This window comes from Sulfitobacter sp. PS-8MA, from assembly GCF_040933935.1.
Lineage (GTDB): Bacteria > Pseudomonadota > Alphaproteobacteria > Rhodobacterales > Rhodobacteraceae > Sulfitobacter.
The window spans coordinates 740,658-761,547 of record NZ_JBFQYJ010000007.1 but is presented as its reverse complement, the minus strand read 5'-3'; the positions used below and the strand labels follow the sequence as shown (position 1 = coordinate 761,547).

The 20,890-nt window shown below is 64.2% G+C and carries 17 protein-coding genes; 9 read left to right on the top strand and 8 right to left on the bottom strand.

The genetic code is table 11. From position 1 onward, the window contains the following. Positions 1-63: 63 nt before the first annotated feature. Genes AB4M76_RS17260 through AB4M76_RS17250 form a run of 3 tightly spaced genes read right to left on the bottom strand, consistent with a single transcriptional unit; the run spans position 64 to position 2,963 of the window. Positions 64-1,254, bottom strand: a complete 1,191-nt coding sequence (locus tag AB4M76_RS17260) for a phosphopentomutase (RefSeq protein ID WP_368443224.1) — start codon at positions 1,252-1,254, stop codon at positions 64-66. Further along, on the bottom strand, positions 1,254-2,558 hold the full coding sequence (locus AB4M76_RS17255) for a thymidine phosphorylase (RefSeq protein WP_368443223.1): 1,305 nt from the start codon (positions 2,556-2,558) through the stop codon (positions 1,254-1,256). Before AB4M76_RS17255 ends, AB4M76_RS17260 begins: the two co-directional genes overlap by 1 nt. 3 nt (positions 2,559-2,561) lie before the next feature. Beyond that, positions 2,562-2,963 carry a cytidine deaminase gene (locus AB4M76_RS17250; protein ID WP_368443222.1) on the bottom strand — a complete coding sequence of 134 codons (402 nt, stop codon included), beginning with the start codon at positions 2,961-2,963 and terminating at the stop codon, positions 2,562-2,564. A gap of 211 nt (positions 2,964-3,174) precedes the next feature. Between AB4M76_RS17250 and AB4M76_RS17245 the strand changes: the two genes are divergently transcribed. Beyond that, positions 3,175-5,448: an NADP-dependent malic enzyme gene (locus AB4M76_RS17245; RefSeq protein ID WP_368443221.1), complete on the top strand. Its 2,274-nt coding sequence runs from the start codon at positions 3,175-3,177 to the stop codon at positions 5,446-5,448. Positions 5,449-5,506: 58 nt separating this feature from the next. Here AB4M76_RS17245 and AB4M76_RS17240 read toward each other — a convergent pair whose 3' ends face one another. Continuing rightward, positions 5,507-5,617: a malic enzyme gene (locus AB4M76_RS17240; RefSeq protein WP_368443220.1), complete on the bottom strand. Its 111-nt coding sequence runs from the start codon at positions 5,615-5,617 to the stop codon at positions 5,507-5,509. Positions 5,618-5,759: 142 nt separating this feature from the next. Further along, positions 5,760-6,515, bottom strand: coding sequence for a MipA/OmpV family protein (locus AB4M76_RS17235; RefSeq protein WP_368443219.1), 756 nt, complete (start codon positions 6,513-6,515; stop codon positions 5,760-5,762). A 165-nt stretch (positions 6,516-6,680) separates the two neighbouring features. Here AB4M76_RS17235 and AB4M76_RS17230 point away from each other — a divergent pair, with 165 nt between their 5' ends. The 3 genes from AB4M76_RS17230 to AB4M76_RS17220 all read left to right on the top strand — a co-directional run bounded on the left by AB4M76_RS17230 (position 6,681) and on the right by AB4M76_RS17220 (position 11,129). After that, positions 6,681-8,573 (top strand): propionyl-CoA synthetase, encoded by a 1,893-nt coding sequence (locus tag AB4M76_RS17230; RefSeq protein WP_368443218.1) that lies wholly within the window; start codon positions 6,681-6,683, stop codon positions 8,571-8,573. A gap of 199 nt (positions 8,574-8,772) precedes the next feature. Next, a complete protein-coding gene (locus AB4M76_RS17225; RefSeq protein WP_368443217.1) occupies positions 8,773-9,867 on the top strand; it encodes a carboxynorspermidine decarboxylase in 1,095 nt (364 codons plus the stop codon). Between the two features lie 20 nt (positions 9,868-9,887). Then, complete coding sequence (locus AB4M76_RS17220) at positions 9,888-11,129, top strand: saccharopine dehydrogenase family protein (protein WP_368443216.1); 1,242 nt, start codon at positions 9,888-9,890, stop codon at positions 11,127-11,129. 71 nt (positions 11,130-11,200) lie between these two features. Here the strand turns inward: AB4M76_RS17220 and AB4M76_RS17215 are convergent, their stop codons facing one another. Both AB4M76_RS17215 and AB4M76_RS17210 read right to left on the bottom strand, forming a co-directional pair. Beyond that, positions 11,201-11,398, bottom strand: a complete 198-nt coding sequence (locus tag AB4M76_RS17215) for a CsbD family protein (RefSeq protein WP_368443215.1) — start codon at positions 11,396-11,398, stop codon at positions 11,201-11,203. A 151-nt stretch (positions 11,399-11,549) separates the two neighbouring features. Beyond that, complete coding sequence (locus tag AB4M76_RS17210; protein WP_368443214.1) at positions 11,550-12,311, bottom strand: NAD kinase; 762 nt, start codon at positions 12,309-12,311, stop codon at positions 11,550-11,552. Between the two features lie 184 nt (positions 12,312-12,495). On the opposite strand from AB4M76_RS17210, the gene glyA reads away from it, so the two are divergent. Both glyA and AB4M76_RS17200 read left to right on the top strand, forming a co-directional pair. Further along, positions 12,496-13,773 (top strand): serine hydroxymethyltransferase, encoded by a 1,278-nt coding sequence (glyA, locus tag AB4M76_RS17205; protein WP_368443213.1) that lies wholly within the window; start codon positions 12,496-12,498, stop codon positions 13,771-13,773. A gap of 412 nt (positions 13,774-14,185) precedes the next feature. After that, positions 14,186-14,584 carry a cupin domain-containing protein gene (locus AB4M76_RS17200; protein WP_368443212.1) on the top strand — a complete coding sequence of 133 codons (399 nt, stop codon included), beginning with the start codon at positions 14,186-14,188 and terminating at the stop codon, positions 14,582-14,584. Positions 14,585-14,599: 15 nt separating this feature from the next. Here the strand turns inward: AB4M76_RS17200 and AB4M76_RS17195 are convergent, their stop codons facing one another. Further along, the gene (locus AB4M76_RS17195) at positions 14,600-14,983 is read right to left on the bottom strand and encodes a hypothetical protein (RefSeq protein WP_368443211.1); all 384 of its coding nucleotides are present in this window, start codon (positions 14,981-14,983) and stop codon (positions 14,600-14,602) included. Between the two features lie 45 nt (positions 14,984-15,028). On the opposite strand from AB4M76_RS17195, the gene AB4M76_RS17190 reads away from it, so the two are divergent. The 3 genes from AB4M76_RS17190 (at position 15,029) to carB (ending at position 20,603) form a co-directional block, all read left to right on the top strand. After that, positions 15,029-15,811 carry an alpha/beta fold hydrolase gene (locus tag AB4M76_RS17190; protein ID WP_368443210.1) on the top strand — a complete coding sequence of 261 codons (783 nt, stop codon included), beginning with the start codon at positions 15,029-15,031 and terminating at the stop codon, positions 15,809-15,811. A gap of 92 nt (positions 15,812-15,903) precedes the next feature. Further along, positions 15,904-17,139: a class I SAM-dependent methyltransferase gene (locus AB4M76_RS17185; protein ID WP_368443209.1), complete on the top strand. Its 1,236-nt coding sequence runs from the start codon at positions 15,904-15,906 to the stop codon at positions 17,137-17,139. Between the two features lie 104 nt (positions 17,140-17,243). Beyond that, positions 17,244-20,603: a carbamoyl-phosphate synthase large subunit gene (gene carB / locus AB4M76_RS17180; RefSeq protein ID WP_368443208.1), complete on the top strand. Its 3,360-nt coding sequence runs from the start codon at positions 17,244-17,246 to the stop codon at positions 20,601-20,603. The last annotated feature ends 287 nt before the right edge of the window (positions 20,604-20,890 follow it).

The window sequence follows — 20,890 nt, the reverse complement described above, 5'->3', positions numbered from 1 at the left end:
CAGGCTCCTTGATTTCCCTCGCTTCTAGCCGGAGAAGCGCGCATCTCGCAAGCACAGGCTGCCCTAGCCCGGCACCGCCACCCCCAGATGCGCGGCCACCAGCGCTGCCACATCGGCAAAGCCCAACTGCCCCAGTTCACCGGCCCCGGTGCCTGCGATCACCACCGGCACCCGCTCGCGCGTGTGATCGCTGCCCGCCCATGTCGGATCATTGCCGTGATCGGCGGTCACCAGCAGCATGTCGCCTTCGCGCAGTGCGGCGATGACCTTGCCGATTTTCGCGTCGAACCATTCCAAGGCCCGGGCATAGCCCGAGACATCGCGGCGGTGGCCATAGATACTGTCGAACTCCACGAAATTGGCGAAGGTCAGGCTGCCCTCTTCACCCTCTGCCACCAGATCCTGCAGATGTTCCATTAGCCTGGCATCCGGCCCTTTGCGCAGCTCATCAATGCCCTGCATCGAGAAAATGTCACCGATCTTGCCCACCGCATAGACGCGCCCCCCGGCGTTCTGCACCCAATTGGTCAGAACCGGCTTGGGCGGCATGATCGCATAATCGCGCCGGTTCGCGGTGCGTTCAAAAGCCCCCGCTTCGCCCGTGAAGGGCCGTGCAATCACCCGGCCCACCTTCATCTCATGCAGCCGCGGCGCGATGTCCTCGCAAAGCTTCAGGAGCCGGTCGAGGCCAAAGACCTCCTCATGCGCCGCGATCTGAAAGACGCTGTCGGCGGAGGTGTAGCAAATGGGCTCGCCGGTGGCGCAATGCTCGGCCCCGAGCGCCTCGATGATCGCGGTGCCCGAGGCATGGCAATCGCCCAGAATACCCTCGGTCCCGGCCAGACGCGCGACTTCCGCCGACAGTTCTGGCGGAAAGGCGGGGGTCTCGTCGGGGAAATAATGCCATTCCCAAGGCACCGGCAATCCGGCCAATTCCCAATGGCCCGAGGGCGTGTCCTTGCCCTGCGACACTTCGGTCGCCGCGCCCCAGCGGCCCTGCGGCGCGGCCCCGAGCCCTGCAGCCTCGGCCCCGCTGGCGAGCTTCAACGCCGCCCCAAGTCCGAGCCGGTCCAGATGGGGCATATGAAGCGGCCCGCTGCGCCCCTCTTCGGCCTGCCCCGCGGCACAGGCCGCAGCGATATGACCCAGCGTATTGGCCCCCGTATCGGGCAGGGTGCCGTTAAAGAACGCCCCCGCATCCGGCGCGCCGCCGATGCCCACGCTGTCCATCACCACCAAAAATGCACGTGCCATCAGCCGATCCTTTCCAAGATCAATTTCGGTTCCGCCACCGGCGCATCGCCCAGCGTGATCGCCGCCGAAACCGCCGCGACCGCCGCCTCTGCCGCGTCGCTGCGCGCCGCATGGACCAGCGCCAAAGGCTGCCCCTGCGCCACCCGCGCCCCAAGGCGGACCACTTCCGACAGGCCCACCGCCGGATCGATCACATCCGCCTCAACCACCCGGCCGCCGCCCAGACCCACGACCGCCATGCCAAGCGCCGCGCCATCAATGGCGCTGACCACCCCGTCACGCGGCGCTTTCACCGCGCAGATCACCGGCGCGTCGGGCAGACAGCGCGACCAGTCATCGGCGAAGCGCTCCGGCGCGCCCATCGCAGACAGCATCCGCGCAAAACGCGCCAACGCCCGCCCGTCCCGCACCGCCGCCCGGATCGCCTCGGCCCCGGCCTGCGCATCCGGCGCCAGCCCCCCGCTCGCCAGCAGACCGCCGCCCAGCTCCGCCGCAACCTCCAGAATCGGCCCTTCGGACGCCCCGGTCAGCACCCGCATCACCTCGGCCACCTCCAGCGCATTGCCAAGGCTCGGCACCAGCGGCTGGTTCATATCGCTGATCATCGCCGTGGTCGGACAACCCGCCGAGGTCGCCGTGCTGCTCAGCGCCTGCGCCAAGGCCCGCGCCTCATCCATATCCTTCATGAAGGCGCCGGAGCCGACCTTTACATCCAGCACCAGCCCATCCAGCCCGGCCGCGAGTTTCTTTGACAGGATCGACGCGGTGATCAAATCCAGCGAATCCACCGTCGAAGTCACATCGCGCACCGCATAGAGCCGCTTGTCCGCCGGGGCGATATCGCCGCTGGCACTGACGATGGCACAGCCCGCCGCCTGCACAACCGCGCGAAACTGCGCCTCTTCCAATTGCGTCGTCACACCGGGGATCGCTTCGAGCTTGTCCAGCGTCCCGCCGGTATGGCCCAGCCCCCGCCCCGAGATCATCGGCACGTAAGCGCCGCAGGCCGCCAGCGCCGGGGCAAGGATCAGCGACACGCAATCGCCGACACCGCCGGTGGAATGTTTATCCAGCACCGGCCCGTCCAGATCCCACTGCAGCACCCGCCCCGAATCGCGCATTGCCAGCGTCAGCGCCACGCGCCCGGCATCGTCCAACCCGTTCAGACAGATGCCCATGGCAAAAGCCCCCGCCTGCGCGTCGCTCACCCCGCCTTCCGCCAGCGCCTGCGCCATCCAGCTGAGCGCCGCAGCGTCCAAGGGCTGCCCATGGCGCAACCGCGCCAGAATCTCCCGCGCGTTCACCGCTCAGCCTTTCATATGGGCCGCGCCAAAGGCGCCGGGCAGCAAATCACCCAGGGTCATCTGCTGCTCTTCGCCCCCGGTGGTCGCCATAACGACGGTCACGTCCCCGCCGCCAAACTCCGCCAGCTTTTGCCGACAGCCGCCACAGGGCGTCACCGGCAGCTCGCTGCCCGCCACCACATAGACCTCGGCAATCTCACGCTCGCCCGACGCCACCATGGCCGCAATCGCGCCCGCTTCGGCACAGGTGCCCTGCGGATAGGCGATATTCTCCACATTGCAGCCGCTGAACACCGCCCCCGAGACCGTGCGGATCGCCGCGCCGACCTTGAACTCTGAATAGGGCGCATGGGCATTTTCCCGCACCTTCACCGCCGCATCCCGCAAATCACGCAAATCACGCATCATCTTCTCCCGTTTTCCCGAACTATAGAAAATTGCCCCGCCCTATGCGATGCAAAACCCGCCGCCCTGCTCTTTTTGGCCAAGAAGACGTCGGGGAAACCGCCTGCAGGGGCGATGGGGGCCGGCCCCCGCGCGCCTTTGTCAAAAGCCGCTTTGCGCGCGCGCGAAAAATAGTTTAACGCTAAACCATTATTCGGGAGAAGCACAGAAGATGACCGACGCCCCCAATTTACGCCAAGCCGCATTGGATTATCACGAACACCCCCGCCCCGGGAAACTCGAGGTCCGCGCGACCAAGCCGCTGGCCAACGGCCGCGATCTGGCGCGCGCCTATTCGCCGGGCGTGGCCGAGGCCTGTATCGAGATCCAGAAAGACCCCGACAGCGCCGCGCGCTTCACCTCGCGCGGCAATCTGGTGGCCGTGGTCAGCAATGGCACGGCGGTGCTGGGGCTGGGCAATATCGGCGCGCTGGCCTCCAAACCGGTGATGGAGGGCAAGGCGGTGCTCTTCAAGAAATTCGCCAATATCGACTGTTTCGACATCGAGCTCGATCAGGCCGACCCTGAAAAACTGGCCGAGATCGTCTGCGCGATGGAGCCGAGTTTCGGTGCCGTCAATCTCGAAGACATCAAGGCGCCCGATTGTTTCACCGTCGAGCGCATCTGCCGCGAGCGCATGAACATCCCGGTTTTCCACGACGACCAGCATGGCACCGCCATTGTCGTGGGTGCCGCCGCCAAGAACGCGCTGCATGTGGCGGGCAAGCGCTTCGAGGACATCAAGATCGTCTCCACCGGCGGCGGGGCGGCGGGCATCGCCTGTCTCAACATGCTGCTGAAGCTCGGCGTGAAACGCGAAAACGTCTGGCTTTGTGACATCAACGGGCTGGTCTATGAGGGCCGGACCGAGGATATGAACCCGATCAAGGCCGAATATGCGCAGAAGTCCGAGCTGCGCACGCTCGATGATGTGATCCCCGAGGCGGACATGTTCCTCGGCCTCTCCGGCCCCGGCGTCCTGACCCCGGATATGGTCACCAAAATGGCCAGCCGCCCGATCATCTTTGCGCTGGCCAACCCCACGCCGGAGATTCTGCCCGACGTCGCGCGGGAAGTCGCCCCCGACGCGATCATCGCCACAGGGCGCAGCGATTTTCCGAACCAAGTCAATAACGTGCTCTGCTTTCCGTTCATCTTCCGCGGCGCGCTGGATGTCGGCGCCACCACGATCAATGACGAGATGAAGATCGCCTGTATCGACGGCATCGCCGCCCTCGCCCGCGCCACCACCAGCGCCGAGGCGGCGGCGGCCTATCAGGGCGAGCAACTCACCTTCGGGGCCGATTACCTGATCCCCAAACCCTTTGATCCGCGGCTCATCGGCGTGGTTTCCTCTGCCGTGGCCAAGGCCGCGATGGAGACCGGCGTGGCGGCCCGGCCCATCGCTGATCTTGACGGCTACAAACGCCGCCTCGACGGGTCGGTCTTCAAATCCGCCCTCATCATGCGCCCGGTGTTTGAATCGGCCCGCACCTCACCGCGCCGTTTGGTCTTTGCCGAGGGCGAAGACGAGCGCGTGCTGCGCGCCGCCCAAGCGATCATTGAAGAAACCGTGGAACGGCCGATCCTCATTGGCCGCCCCGAGGTCATCGAACGGCGCATCGAGAAAGCCGGGCTGAACCTGCAACTGGGCCAGAACGTCGATCTGGTGAACCCCGAAAACGACCCCCGCTACCGCGACTATTGGGAGACCTATCACAGCCTGATGTGCCGCCGTGGCGTCAGCCCCGACATCGCCCGCGCGGTGATGCGCACCAATACCACCGCCATCGGCGCGGTCATGGTGCATCGCGGCGAGGCCGACAGTCTGATCTGCGGCACCTTTGGCGAGTTCGGCTGGCATCTGAACTACGTCAATCAAGTGCTGGGCCGCGACGGCTTGCGCCCCCATGGGGCGCTGTCGATGATGATCCTGGAAGACGGGCCGCTGTTTATCGCCGACACCCAGGTCAACCTGCACCCCACCCCCGAACAGATCGCCGAAATCGCCATCGGCGCCGCCCGCCATGTGCGCCGCTTTGGGATCGAGCCGAAAGTGGCGCTTTGTTCGCAAAGCCAGTTCGGCAATCAGGGCGAAGGCTCCGGCAAACGCCTGCGCGCGGCGCTGCAAATCCTCGACGAGGGGCAGCATGATTTCGTCTATGAGGGCGAGATGAACATCGACACCGCGCTCGACGCGGACCTGCGCGCGCGGCTCTTGCCCTGCAACCGCATGGAAGGCGCCGCCAATGTGCTGGTCTTTGCCCATGCGGATGCGGCCTCGGGCGTGCGTAACATCCTGAAAATGAAGGGCGGCGGGCTGGAGGTTGGCCCGATCCTGATGGGCATGGGCAACCGCGCGCATATCGTCTCGCCGGCCATCACCGCCCGTGGGCTGCTCAATGTCGGCGCCATCGCGGGCACGCCCGTGGCGCATTACGGCTAAACACAAAACGCCGCCCCCCTTGTTTCAGGGGGGCGGCGCGGTTCGGCCAAGGCCGAGCTTACTTGCGCGCTGTTGCGGGTTTAATATCCGCCACCGAAGCGGGCGCCTTGGACGCGGGCTTTGCCGCACCCTTGGCTTGCTTTTTCTTCTTGCCGATCTTGTCACCCATGGGCGACCCCTTTGCTCATGAACGGCGCGCGCACCCTGCCGCGCCTGCCTGCATCATCGCAAAATCCCGGCGCCAGACTGATCCATTTTCGACAGGGATGTCGGAAATGATGCAGCGCCCCCGAGAGGCGGCGCAAAGCCGCTCAGAACCGCCAGTTGAAGGCGCGGCTCACGCCCAAGCGCATGGTCCATTGATCCTCTGACCCCGCCTGTGTGATCGGGCTGTCGGCGGCGTCGTTCAGCAGATGCTCATAGGCCACGGCCCCTTCCAGCGCCCAGGCCTCATCCAGACGGTAGGTCGCCTCAATCTCGACCCCCGCGCCGAGCAGACCGCCCTCGGCCTCATAGGCGGCGAAGGTCGGCGTGCGGGTATCGACGCCGAAATAAGTGTCCGCGAATCTGTCATTGCCGAGGCTGAAACGCGGGCCTGCGGTGATGGTCCAGCGTTCATCCGGGCGGAAGATCACATCGGCACCGATGTCGCCGGTCACCCCCTCATGCCCGCCAAAGCCGCGGCGAACCTTGCCGAAAACCTGCCAGTTCACCTCGCGGTAGACCACCCCAAAGCCCAGTTCGACCGCCGCGTCGATATCCTCAAGCCCGGCCAGTTCCGGGTGATCCGAGGCGTCACGCTCGCCCAGATAGCGGAATGAGCCGGTCAGGCCAAAGCCGGTCTTGGGCGCATTCCCGATCCCGGCGCCAATCTTGCGCCCGCCCCATTCCAGTGCGCCAAAGGTAAAGCCAAGATCGGGCGTCGCATGGTAGCTGCTGGACCCGGGATATTCCGGCGCCACCCCCAGACCGCCGCGCAGGGCAAAGTTGAAGGACCGTTCCTGCGCCCCGGCGGGCAGCGCGGCGGCGACGGAAAGACAGGCAAGAAAGGGAAGGGCAAAACGCATCGAACGGCTCCTGGACAGGGGTTTTGCGGCTAACTAGCACGTTTGCGGCCAAGGAACAGCTCTGCCCGCCCTTGCCGTTCCCGCGCCTTCGCGCCACTTTGTGCCACCGCGCCCGGCTTGTAGCAGCCTTAAGCCGCGCGTAACAAAAGGCAGGAGGACATCACCATGGGATACCGCGAGACCTACGACCGCTGGAAGGACGATCCAGAGGCCTATTGGCTGGAGCAGGCCGAAGCCATCGACTGGGACCTCGCCCCGAAACAGGCGCTGTTTGACCGGGGCGATGACATCTATGAATGGTTCGCCGATGCCCGGGTAAACACCTGCTACAATGCGGTGGACCGCCATGTGGATCAGGGCAATGGCAAACGTGTCGCGATCATCCATGACAGCCCGATCACCGGCAAGAAATCGACCCTGACCTATAGCGAATTGCAGGCCCAGGTCGCAGCGCTCGCCGGGGCGCTCAAGGCGCAGGGCGTGGAAAAGGGCGACCGGGTGGTGATCTATATGCCGATGGTCCCCGAAGCGGTTCAGGCGATGCTGGCCTGCGCCCGCATCGGCGCGATCCATTCCGTGGTTTTCGGGGGGTTCGCCTCCAGCGAACTCGCTGTGCGCATTGATGACTGCAAACCCAAGGCGATCATCGCCGCCTCCTGCGGGATGGAGCCGGGGCGTGTGGTGGAATATAAACCGCTGCTCGATGGGGCCATCGAACAGGCCGAGCATAAGCCCGAGGTCTGCATCATCTTCCAGCGCGGCCAGAACCCCTGCGAGCTGATCCGGGGCCGCGATATTGACTGGTACGCCGCCCAGGACGGCGTGCGCCCCGCACCCTGCGTGCCGGTCGAGGGCAACCACCCGGTCTATATCCTCTATACCTCCGGCACCACCGGCGCGCCCAAGGGCGTGGTGCGCCCCACGGCGGGGCATCTGGTGGCGCTGAACTGGACGATGAAGAACATCTATAACGTCGAACCGGGAGAGGTCTTTTGGGCCGCCTCTGACGTGGGCTGGGTCGTGGGCCACAGCTATATCTGCTACGCGCCGCTGATTGCCGGCAACACCTCCGTGGTGTTCGAAGGCAAGCCGGTCGGCACCCCCGATGCCGGCACCTTCTGGCGGGTGATCGAAGAGCATAAGGTCGCCAGTTTCTTCACCGCTCCCACTGCGATCCGCGCCGTGAAACGCGAAGACCCCGAGGGCGAGGAGATCAAGAAATACGACCTGTCGAGCCTGCGCGCGCTCTACCTTGCCGGCGAACGGGCCGACCCCGACACCGTCGAATGGGCGCAGGAAAAACTGGACAAGCCGGTTTACGATCATTGGTGGCAGACCGAGACCGGCTATACCATCGTCGGCAACCCCGCGGGTCTCGAAGCGTTGCCGGTCAAGGTCGGCTCGCCCACCGTGCCGATGCCCGGCTATGACGTGCAGATCCTCGATGAAAGCGGCCAGCCGCAACCGCCGGGCGAATTGGGCGCCATTGCCATCAAACTGCCCCTGCCCCCCGGCACCCTGCCCGGCCTCTGGAACGCCGAAGAGCGCTTCCGCAAATCCTACCTCTCCACCTTCCCCGGCTATTACGAGACCGGCGACGCGGGCATGATCGACGAAGACGGTTACGTCTGGATCATGGCGCGCACCGACGATGTGATCAATGTCGCGGGCCACCGTCTGTCGACGGGGGCCATGGAAGAGGCGCTGGCGGGCCACCCCGATGTGGCCGAATGCGCCGTGGTGGGGGTGAGCGATGAGCTGAAAGGCCAGATGCCTGTCGGCTTCCTCTGCCTGACCAAGGGCGTGGACCGGCCCGAGGCCGAGATCGTCGAGGAATGTGTCGCCCGCGTGCGCGACCAGATCGGCCCGGTGGCGGCCTTCAAACAGGCGGTGGTCGTTGACCGTCTGCCCAAGACCCGCTCGGGCAAGATCCTGCGCGCGACGATGGTCAAGGTTGCCGATGGGGAGGATTTCAAACCGCCGGCGACAATCGACGATCCGGCGATCTTGGACGAAATCCGCGCCGCCCTCGGGCGCATCGGCTACCCCAAGGGCTGAGCCGCCAACATAGGTCGCGCTTGCCCCCGGCGGCGCGGCCCCTACCCTTAGCGGGCGCGGCGTCGGCATCTGCGACGCCCCGGTGGCGTTTTTTGAATTGCAGGCTGCGGCCAAAATATGCGAAGCGCCCCCGCAATGCACCATCTCGGCGCAGACCATGACGACATGTTCGGCGGGCCAGGCCCAGAAAGGTTTGACAGTGCAGACCCCCTATTACCTGATCGATAAATCCCGGTTGCAAGACAACATGGAGAAGATCGCCCGCCTGCGCGCGCTCTCGGGCGCGCGTTGCCTGCTGGCGCTGAAATGTTTCGCCACTTGGTCGGTCTTTGACTTCATGTCGGAATATATGGACGGCTCGACCTCTTCCTCGCTTTATGAGGTGCGTCTCGGGGCCGAGAAATTCCCCGGTGAGACCCATGCCTATTCCGTGGCCTATGCCGAACATGAGATCGACGCGGTGTTGCGCCATGCCGACAAGATCATCTTCAACTCCATCGGCCAGCTCGACCGGTTCGACGCGCAGTCGGCGGGCCACATTCGCGGGTTGCGGGTAAACCCCGGTGTCTCGACCTCCGACTTCGACCTCGCCGATCCGGCCCGCCCCTTCAGCCGTCTGGGCGAGCATGACCCGGCGGCCATTGACGCGGTTGCGGACCGGATCAGCGGGCTGATGTTCCACAACAATTGCGAGAATGACAGTTTCGAGCGTTTCGACGAGATGCTGACCCTGATCGAAGACCGCTTTGGCGCGGTGCTGCATAAGATGCAGTGGATCAGCCTCGGCGGCGGCATCCATTTCACCGGCAGGGACTACCCGCTCGACCGCCTTGCCCTGCGGCTCAAAGCCTTTGCCGAAGCCTTTGGCGTGCAGGTCTATCTGGAGCCGGGCGAAGCCGCGATCACCGGGGCCGCGACGCTGGAAGTCACCGTCTTGGACACGATGTTCAACGGCAAGAACCTCGCCATCGTGGACAGTTCCATCGAAGCGCATATGCTCGACCTGCTGATCTACCGCGAACCGGCCAAGATCAGCCCCGATACCGGCGAGCAGGAATGGATGATCTGCGGCAAATCCTGCCTTGCCGGCGATATCTTTGGCGAGTTCCGCTTCGACGCCCCGCTGAAACCGGGCGACCGGCTCTCCTTTCAGGATGCGGCCGGCTACACGATGGTCAAGAAAAACTGGTTCAACGGCGTCAAGATGCCCGGCATCGCTGTGCGCGAGTTGGACGGAACCACCACAATGGTGCGCGATTTCGACTATGATGATTTCGCCGCCGCCCTGTCATGACATTGAGAGAGGTAGCTCACATGAAACGCAATGTTCTTATCATCGGCGCGGGCGGCGTCGCACAGGTCGTGGCGCATAAATGCGCGCAGAACAACGACCGTCTGGGCGAGTTGCATATCGCCAGCCGCACGGTCTCCAAATGCGAGGCGATCATCGCCAGCGTGCATGAGAAAGGCGCGATGAAACAGGAGGGCGTCTTCAAGGCGCATGAGGTCGATGGCATGGACACCGAGGCCGTCGCCGCGCTCATCAAGGACACAGGCTGCCAGATCGTCATCAACGTGGGCTCGCCCTTCGTCAATATGACCGTGCTCGAAGCCTGCATCCAGACCGGCGCCGCCTATATCGACACCGCGATTCACGAAGACCCCCGCAAAATCTGCGAGACCCCGCCCTGGTATGGCAACTACGAATGGAAGCGCCGCGAGGCCTGCGCCGAGGCTGGTGTGACCGCGATCCTTGGGGCCGGTTTCGATCCCGGCATGGTCAACGCCTTTGCGCGCTTTGCGGTAGATGAGTTCATGGACGAGGTGAAATCCATCGACATCGTCGACATCAACGCGGGCGATCACGGCAAGTATTTCTCGACCAACTTTGACCCCGAGATCAACTTCCGCGAATTTACCGGCACCGTCTACAGCTGGCAGGACGGCGAGTGGAAAGAGAACAAGATGTTCGAAGTGGGCCGCGAATGGGACCTGCCCGTCGTCGGCAAGCAAAAGGCCTATATGTCGGGCCATGACGAGGTGCATTCGCTGGCCGCGAATTATCCGCAGGCCGATGTGCGCTTCTGGATGGGCTTTGGCGATCACTACATCAATGTCTTCACCGTCTTGCAGAACCTTGGGCTTCTGTCCGAACAGCCGGTGACCACCGCCGAGGGGCTCGAAGTCGTGCCGCTGAAAGTGGTGAAAGCCGTGCTGCCCGACCCGTCGAGCCTTGCCCCCAATTACACCGGCAAGACCTGCATCGGTGATCTGGTGAAAGGTGTGAAAGACGGCGAAGAGGTCGAGGTTTTCGTCTATAACGTCGCCGATCACAAAGACGCCTATAACGAGGTCGGCTCGCAGGGCATTTCCTATACCGCGGGCGTGCCGCCCGTCGCCTTTGCCCTGCTAATCGCCGATGGCCCCTATGACACCGGCACCATGGTCAATGTCGAAGAGCTGGACCCCAAGCCGCTCTTTACCCTCCTAGACGACATCGGCCTGCCGACCCGCGTCAAAGACGACAAGGGCGACCGCGAGTGGCACCAGGCCTGAGCGGCGCGCCGCGAAAAACAGAAAAGGCGCCCGCTCGGGGCGCCTTTTTCACATGCGACACTTAGGAATGCTCAGTAACGCGCGGCGAACTCATCCACCTGACGCTCGGCTTCATCCTTTGCCACGCCATAGCGTTCCTGAACCTTGCCCACCAGTTTTTCACGGTTGCCGCGGGTCTCGGCGATCTCATCATCCGTCAGATCACCCCATTGCGCTTTCGCCGCACCGGTCATCTGCTTCCAATTGCCTTCGATACGATCCCAATTCATAGCAGGTCTCCTTTCTTTGGCCATGAGAGCGGTGACACCGCTTTCACAGGAGAAACGCGAAGCGTAAGGCGGGGGTTCCTACCCAAGGTGGAAACGGCGGGAAGGTGCTGACACCTCCGCGCCCTCGCCCGCCCGGCCGCAGCAAATGGCCCTAGTTAAACTGCTCCGAGATTAACCGCTCTTCCAACCCATGCCCCGGGTCAAACAGGATGCGATGCGTAATTCGGGGGTTCGACGTCACCTCCACCCGCGTGACATTCCGATGCGACTTCCCATCGGCATCCGCCATCACCGGGCGCTTGTCCACTTCCAGCACATCAAACCGCACCGTCGCCCCCTTGGGCAGCAACGCCCCGCGCCACCGCCGGGGTCGGAACGCCGCGATCGGGGTCAGCGCCAAAACATCCGCGCCAATCGGCAGGATCGGCCCATGCGCCGAATAATTATAGGCCGTCGACCCGGCCGGCGTCGCCACCAGCGCCCCGTCGCAGACCAGCTCTTCCATCCGCTGCCGGCCATCAATGGTGATCCGCAGCTTCGCCGCCTGCGGCCCGGCGCGCAGCAATGACACCTCATTGATCGCCAGCGCCTTGGACCGGCTCCCGTCAATATGCGTGGCCTGCATCACCAGCGGGTTGATCACCGCTTCCTCCGCCGCGGCCAGCCGCTCCTGCAAATCGCCCTCATGGTATTCATTCATCAAAAAGCCGATGGTCCCCCGGTTCATTCCGTAGACCGGCACGTCGAGCTCTTGGATGTCATGCAGCGTGTGCAGCATAAAGCCGTCCCCGCCCAGCGCGACGATCACCTCCGCCTCGCTCAGCGGCACATCCCCATAACGCCCGATCAACGCGGCCCGCGCGGTCTGGGCAACGCTGGCGCGGCTGGCGACAAAGGCAATTTTCTGCATCATGGCGGGCGATCTATCCGGGGGCAAAGTTTCCGATGGTCGGCGTTTGGGGCCAAAACAATCACATTATTCCGCACACCACCAGCGCTGCCGCACATATCTTCCGCTGATAGGGTTTACAGCCTTCACCTTCGGTAAAGTTTCCGATAGGCAACAGGCGCAACCTGCCCCCAATGAGGAACCCCAGATGTCCGATTTCTTCACCCGATCCCTTGCTGACTCCGACCCCGCCATCGCCGCCTCCATCCGCGATGAACTGGGCCGCCAGCGCGATGAGATTGAATTGATCGCCAGCGAAAACATCGTCTCCACTGCGGTGCTCGAAGCGCAGGGCAGCATCATGACCAACAAATACGCCGAAGGCTATCCGGGCCGGCGCTATTATGGCGGTTGCGACCATGTCGACGTGGCCGAGAACCTCGCGATCGAGCGCGCCTGCAAGCTCTTCGACTGCCAATTCGCCAATGTCCAGCCGAACTCCGGCAGCCAGGCGAACCAGGGTGTCTTTACCGCGCTGCTGCAACCCGGCGACACCATTCTGGGCATGAGCCTCGACGCCGGCGGCCACCTCACCCATGGGGCCAAGCCGAACCAATCCGGCAAATGGTTCAACGCCGTGCAATACGGTGTGCGCAAACAGGACAATCTGCTCGATTATGATCAGGTCGCCGAACTGGCCAAAGAACACCAGCCCAAGATGATCATCGCCGGCGGCTCCGCCATCCCGCGCCAGATCGACTTTGCCAAGATGCGCGAGATTGCCGACAGTGTCGGGGCCTATCTGCTGGTCGATATGGCGCATTTCGCCGGCCTCGTGGCGGCGGGCGAACACCCCTCGCCCTTCCCCCATGCCCATGTCGCCACCACCACCACCCACAAGACCCTGCGCGGCCCGCGCGGCGGCATGATCCTCACCAATGACGAGGCGCTGTCGAAAAAGATCAACTCCGCCATTTTCCCCGGCATCCAGGGCGGCCCGCTGATGCATGTCATCGCCGCCAAGGCCGTGGCCTTTGGCGAGGCGCTGGACCCGTCGTTCAAGGACTACGCCAAACAGGTCATCGCCAATGCGCAGGCGCTGTCGGACCAGCTGATCAAAGGCGGGCTCGACACCGTGACCCATGGCACCGACACCCATGTGGTGCTGGTCGATCTGCGGCCCAAAGGCGTCAAAGGCAATGACACCGAAAAGGCGCTGGGCCGGGCGCATATCACCTGCAACAAGAACGGCGTGCCCTTTGATCCCGAAAAGCCGATGGTGACCAGCGGCATCCGTCTGGGCTCCCCGGCGGGCACGACGCGCGGCTTTGGCGAGGCCGAGTTCCGCCAGATCGCGGATTGGATCATCGAAGTGGTCGATGGGCTGGCCGCCAATGGGGCTGAGGGCAATGCCGAGGTCGAGGCCAAGGTCGCGGCTGAGGTCGAGGCGCTTTGCGCACGCTTCCCGATGTATCCGAAGCTGTAAAGCAAACGAGGCGATCCCCAGCGCGCAGGGTATCGCCTTCCCTGGCGGGCGTTCCGACGTCCGCTGGCTACCAGATACGCTCCTAAATCGCTCACCGCGCGGGGCTACCCGAACGCTGCGAAATTGTGCTCTGGGGGAAGGAAAGGCGATGGTCGGCGTGTCGCCGGGCGATACGGCCCAGCCCGGAATCAAGGCGCCCCGCGCCGCCGGGCAGCGCCCGACCGCCCCATGGGCGGGCGCTTTTGCGACCAAGCACCCGCTCACGACCACACATCAAATCTGATAAATAAAGTGGCAGCCACTTCTGGTCCGATGCCCACCCGCGGTCTGGCGCCGCCCTCCAAGGCAAGGTCACGCACCCCCTTGCCGATCCCCCACCACCGCGCCACATTCTCCTGCAAAGGAGACCCATATGATTGTCCACCCCGCCAACAGCCGCCCGGTCGAGCCCGGCCCCGAAGATTATTTCACCGGCGAGGTCCAGATAACCCCGCTGATCTCTGCCCCCGCCCCGGCCCGCCTGCGCGGCGTCAGCGTCACCTTCCAACCCGGCGCCCGCACCGCCTGGCATGTGCATCCCCTGGGCCAGACCCTCATCGTCACCCAAGGCAGAGGCCGTGCCCAGACCGCAGGCGGCCCGGTGAAGACCCTCAACGAAGGCGATGTCGTCTGGTTTGAACCCGGCGAGAAACATTGGCACGGCGCAGCCCCCGACAGCGCCATGACCCATATCGCCCTGCAAGAAGCGCAGGTCGGCGAAGCGGTCGAATGGATGGAAAAGGTCTCGGACGCGGATTACGACCCGGCCTAGGGCAAACAGCGCGGCTCAGACGTAGCCGCGCCACCAGAGCCAAAACACGAAAGCCGTGAAAACCACGATCAGGTTGAACGCCACCGTCGCGGCAATGTCCAACAAGCGCCCGCGGCGGCGATGGCCCACATCGACCCCGCGTAGAAACGCGCTGACCCGGTCAAAGGCCTCCCAGACCGGGGCCGCCTCCAACTGCCGCGCGATATGCGGGTTGCCAACCACCCGCTCGGTGCGGCTCAGCAAGGCCCCATCGGCCCGCAGCCTGCGCGGCAAGTCCCGCCCGGCGCGGCCAAAGGCATGGCGCAGATCATGCGCTTTGACGCCCAGTTTTTCCTTGAACTGGGGGCGCAGGGCTTCGGCGCGCGCGGTGAATTCATTGCCATCAATCATGGCGCGCATCTAATCGCTCTGGCCCCCGGCCTGCAATGGCCGTAATTTGCCCCCATGCTGAATTATACCGAATATGGCGATCCCACCGCCGCCCCGCCCCTGCTCATTGTCCACGGTCTCTATGGCTCAGGCCGCAACTGGGGCGTGATTGCCAAACGCCTTGCCGATACGCGCCGCACCGTGACCGTCGACATGCGCAACCACGGCCAAAGCCCGCATCACGAAAGCCACAGCTACGCGGAGCTTGCCCAAGACCTTGCAGAGCTGATCGACCACCTCGGCGCCCCGGTCGATATCTGCGGCCATTCGATGGGCGGCAAGGCGGTGATGATGCTGGCCCTGACCCGGCCCGAATTGCTGCGCCGCGTGGTGGTGGCCGATATTGCCCCGGTCAGCTATGGGCACACGCAGCAGATGTTCATCGACGCCATGCGCGATGTTGACCTCACCCGGGTTGAACGCCGCTCGGACGCCGAAGCCCAGCTGGCCGAGGCCGGGGTCGACCGCGCCCTGCAAAGCTTCTTTACCCAATCGCTCGACATTCCCGGCAAACGCTGGCGGCTCAACCTCGACGCGCTGGAGGCCGAAATGCCCCAGATCATCGGCTGGCCTGCGGATGTCTCGGGCCAATTCGACGGGCCAACGCTGTTCCTATCGGGCGGCGCGTCGGACTATGTGACCCGCGATCACCGCGCCCCGATCAAAGAGTTGTTCCCGCAGGCCCGCTTTGCGAAAATCCCCGACGCGGGCCATTGGCTGCACGCCGAAAAGCCCCGCGAGTTCGAAGCCGCCCTGCGCGTGTTTCTGGATGCCGACCTGCCGCAAGACCCTGCCTGAATTGACCAAAACCGCTTTTTCGGCTAGGCTGGAGCGGCAAAACAAGGTCTTTGCATCTGTCTTGCGCTTCTGGGTGGCTACAGGAGGACGGCATGTGGAAGGGACTGCTCGGCCAACTGCTTAACGGCATGATGGTGCGCGACCGGCTGCTGGTGCGCTTTCCCGATGGGGACAGCCGCCACTACGGTCCCGACATTGGCGAAACCGTGCAAATCGCCATCAACGATCCCGCCACCCTGCGTGCCCTCTGTCTGAACCCTGAACTGGCCTTGGGCGAAGCCTTTATGGACGGCACGCTGGTGCTGATCGACACCCGCCTTGATGATCTGCTGCGCGTGCTGCTGCGCAACCGCGAGGCGGGCGACATGCCGGGCTGGGTCGTCTCTTCGGACCACTTCCGCTACCATCTGCGGCGCATCATCCAACGCAACAGCCCGCAGCGGGCCCGGGCCAATGTGGCGCATCACTATGACCTGTCGGACGAGCTTTACCGCCTCTTCCTCGACACCGACATGCAATATTCCTGCGCCTATTTCCCCGACCCGAAAATGTCCCTCGAAGCCGCGCAGGAGGCCAAGAAGGCGCATATCGCCGCCAAACTCTGCCTGAAACCGGGCCAGCATGTGCTCGACATCGGCTGCGGCTGGGGCGGGCTGGCGCTGACATTGGCGCGGGACCATGACGTGCGCGTCACCGGCATCACCCTGTCGGAAAACCAGCTGCGCACCGCCCGCACCCGGGCCGAGGCCGAGGGCCTCTCTGACCGCGTGCAATTCCACCTTGAGGATTACCGCGACACCCAAGGCATCTTTGACCGGATCGTCAGCGTTGGCATGTTGGAACATGTGGGCCTGCCCAACTTTGACACCTATTTCACCCGGCTGCACGATCTCCTGACCCCCGATGGCGTCGCGCTGATCCATGCCATTGGCCGCAGCGCCCCGCCGATGCCGCATAGCGCATGGCTCAACAAATACATCTTCCCCGGCGGCTATGTCCCCTCGCTTTCGGAAATCGCCGGCCCGATGGAGCGGGCGGGGCTCTGGCAATGCGACATTGAAATCTGGCGCCTGCATTATGCCCGCACCCTGCGCCATTGGCGCAAGCGGTTCGAGGCCAATGTCGATAAGCTGCGCGAGATGTATGACGAGCGTTTCATCGCCATGTTCCGCTATTACTTCGCGATCTGCATCGCCGCCTTTGAGCATCAGGCCCAGGCTGTCTATCAATTCCAACTCGCCCGCGAACGCGATTCGGTGCCGCTGACGCGCGATTACCTCTACAGCCGCCCCGATCCGCTGCCCGCGTCGCGCGCCACAATCGGCTGATCTTCCCCAAACCCCTTTTTCCTATGACGCAGGCCCATTCCCCCCTTGCAGCCCCTGTCGCCATCCCTATAAGGCAGGACAATTTGCAAAATTAGGGGGCCGCCATGCCAAAACGCACCGACATCCAGTCGATCATGATCATTGGTGCGGGGCCGATTGTTATCGGACAAGCCTGCGAGTTCGACTATTCCGGCGCCCAAGCCTGTAAGGCGCTGAAGGAGGAAGGCTACCGCGTCATCCTCGTCAACTCCAACCCCGCCACGATCATGACCGACCCCGGCCTCGCCGATGCCACCTATATCGAGCCGATCACGCCCGAGATCGTCGCCAAGATCATCGAAAAAGAACGCCCCGACGCGCTGCTGCCCACCATGGGCGGCCAGACCGGCCTTAACACCTCGCTCGCGCTCGAAGAAATGGGCGTGCTTGAGAAATTCGGCGTCGAGATGATCGGCGCCAAGCGCGAAGCCATCGAAATGGCCGAAGACCGCAAGCTTTTCCGCGAGGCGATGGACCGTCTGGGCATCGAAAACCCCAAGGCCACCATCGTCACCGCGCCCAAGCGCGAAGACGGCAAGAAAGACCTCGCCGCCGGCGTCACCCTCGCCCTCGAAGCACTGGAATACGTCGGACTGCCCGCGATCATCCGCCCCGCCTTCACCATGGGCGGCACCGGCGGCGGCGTGGCCTATAACCGCGAAGACTACGAATTCTACTGCCGCTCGGGCATGGACGCCTCGCCGATGGGGCAGATCCTCGTCGACGAGTCGCTGCTCGGCTGGAAAGAATATGAGATGGAAGTGGTGCGCGACACCGCCGACAACGCCATCATCGTCTGTTCGATCGAGAACATCGACCCGATGGGCGTGCACACCGGCGACAGCATCACCGTGGCCCCGGCCCTGACGCTGACCGACAAAGAATACCAGATCATGCGCAACCACTCGATCGCGGTGCTGCGCGAGATCGGGGTCGAGACCGGCGGCTCCAACGTGCAATGGGCGGTGAACCCCGCCGATGGCCGCATGGTGGTGATCGAAATGAACCCGCGCGTCAGCCGCTCTTCGGCGCTCGCCTCCAAAGCCACCGGCTTCCCCATCGCCAAGATCGCGGCCAAACTCGCCGTGGGCTTCACGCTGGACGAGCTCGACAATGACATCACCGGCGTCACGCCCGCCTCCTTCGAGCCCTCGATCGACTATGTCGTCACCAAAATCCCCAAATTCGCCTTCGAGAAATTCCCCGGCGCCGAGCCGAACCTCACCACCGCGATGAAATCCGTGGGCGAGACCATGGCGATTGGCCGCACCATCCACGAGAGCCTGCAAAAAGCCCTCGCCTCGATGGAATCCGGCCTCACCGGATTTGACGATGTGACCATTCCGGGCTTCGACGCTGACCAGCCCGAGGACGCGCCGGCCAATATCGCCGCGCTGATCAAAGCCGTCTCGGCCCCCACGCCCGACCGGATGCGCACCATCGCCCAGGCCATGCGCCACGGCATGAGCGACGACGATCTGCACGCCCATACAATGTTCGACCCTTGGTTCCTCGCCCGCATCCGCGAGATCATCGAGGCCGAAGCGACCATCCGCGAGAGCGGCCTGCCGACCGACGCCGACAGCTTCCGCGAGTTGAAAATGATGGGCTTCACCGACGCCCGTCTCGCCCTTCTGACCGACCAGCGCGAAGCCGCCGTCCGCGACGCCCGCCTCGCCCTCGGCGTCAAGGCCGTCTTCAAACGCATCGACACCTGCGCCGCCGAATTCGAAGCCCAAACCCCCTATATGTATTCCACCTACGAGGCCCCGCTGATGGGCGAGGCGGAATGCGAAGCCCGGCCTTCGGACCGTAAAAAGGTCGTCATCCTCGGCGGTGGCCCGAACCGCATCGGCCAGGGCATCGAGTTCGACTATTGCTGCTGCCACGCCTGCTATGCGCTGACGGACGCCGGCTATGAAACCATCATGGTCAACTGCAACCCCGAGACCGTCTCGACCGACTATGACACCTCCGACCGCCTCTATTTCGAACCGCTGACTTTTGAGCATGTGATGGAGATTCTGCGCGTCGAGCAGGAGAACGGCACGCTGCACGGCGTCATCGTCCAATTCGGCGGCCAGACCCCGCTGAAGCTCGCCAATGGTCTGCAAGAGGCCGGCATCCCGATCCTTGGCACCACGCCCGACATGATCGACCTCGCCGAAGACCGCGAGCGTTTCCAGCAGCTTGTGCTGAACCTCGGCCTCAAGCAACCGCGCAACGGCATCGCCCATTCCGACGCCGAAGCTCTGGAGATCGCCAAGGAAATCGGCTTCCCGCTGGTCATCCGCCCTTCCTATGTTCTGGGTGGCCGGGCGATGGAGATCGTGCGCGATCAGGCCAGTCTTGAGCGCTATATCACCAATGCCGTCGTCGTCTCCGGCGACAGCCCGGTGCTGCTCGACAGCTACCTCTCTGGCGCGGTGGAGCTGGACGTCGACGCGCTCTGCGACGGCGAAAACGTCCATGTCGCGGGTATCATGCAGCATATCGAAGAGGCCGGCGTCCACTCCGGCGACAGCGCCTGTTCCCTGCCGCCCTACTCGCTCCCCCGCGAAATCATCGCCGAGGTCGAAGAGCAGACCCGCGCATTGGCCAAGGCGCTCAATGTCGTGGGCCTGATGAACATCCAATTTGCGGTGAAAGACGGCGAGATCTACCTGATTGAGGTCAACCCCCGCGCCTCGCGCACCGTGCCCTTCGTGGCCAAGGCGACCGACTCTGCCATCGCCTCCATCGCCGCGCGGATCATGGCCGGGGAGCCGCTTTCGAACTTCCCGCAGCGCGCCCCCTACGACGCCTCCGCCGCCTACGAAGACACGCTGCCGCTGGGCGATCCGATGACACTGGCGGACCCCAATATGCCATGGTTCTCGGTCAAAGAGGCGGTGCTGCCCTTCGCCCGTTTCCCCGGCGTCGACACGCTTCTGGGGCCGGAAATGCGCTCCACCGGCGAGGTCATGGGCTGGGACCGCGACTTCCCCCGCGCCTTCCTCAAGGCGCAGATGGGCGCCGGCACGATGCTGCCGCGCAAGGGCTGCGCCTTCCTGTCGATCAAGGACGCCGACAAGGATGCCGCGATGCTGGAGGCCGCAGAAATCCTGCTGTCCCAAGGCTTTACCCTCATCGGCACCCGCGGCACCGCGCAGTGGTTGTCGCAGAACGGTCATGCCTGCGAGGTGGTGAACAAGGTCTATGAGGGCCGCCCGGACATCACCGACCTGATGAAAAACGGCGATGTGCATCTGGTCATGAACACCACCGAAGGCGCGCAGGCGGTGGAAGACAGCAAGTCGATCCGCTCCATCGCGCTTTACGACAAGATCCCCTATTTCACCACCGCCGCCGGCGCCCATGCCGCCGCGCTGGCAATCAAGGCGCAGGCCGAGGATGAGATCGGGGTCAAGGCGCTTCAGGGGTGAGAGCCGGCCCCGCGCGCCCCGCGCGGGCGGACTGTCCAGTGGACAGTCCGAGGCTCGAACGGGCGGAGCCCCGGGGGCAGCGTGAGACGGTGCGCTTCTAGCGCGCCTTCTCAACGCTAACCACGAACTCCCACCCTCCTTCACCCCCCGCCCGGTGGCACAGCGGGCGAAAGGTCCGGCACCGAGCCGGGCAGCGCCAGACCGCGGGCGGGCATCGCAACAGCCGTGCCCACCACTTTATTTCTCAGCCATGATCTGCGCCGGATATGTTGCACAGGGTCGCAAAA